Genomic DNA, 238 nt, shown 5'->3' on the forward strand with positions numbered 1-238 from the left:
GTCCCTAACAATTGGATTCGTAGCCGTCGAAATGATCCTTGCCACAGTCTTCCAAGCGGCATCGTGATCTTTAGTTTCAACGAGCCCACCATAAATGGAAATTACCTCCATCAAAGCTGCGGCTTCAGGATCTCGTTGAGCGATCGCTTTGAGCATGACCATCTGAGTCTTGGCAGTAACACTGTCCTTTTGCCGCAGGCTCTCAAATACCATTTCCATGGGAGCTATGAGATCGGCT

1 protein-coding gene is annotated in these 238 nt (G+C 48.7%); it reads right to left on the reverse strand.

Annotation, left to right across the window (positions count from 1 at the left end; all coding sequences use genetic code 11):
• Window positions 1-219 (reverse strand): hypothetical protein (locus AC0L3U_RS40175; protein ID WP_473365238.1); only part of this gene is annotated, 219 nt, incomplete at its 3' end.
• Between the last annotated feature and the right edge of the window lie 19 nt (window positions 220-238).

Source organism: Bradyrhizobium sp. Kon69 (assembly GCF_055807515.1).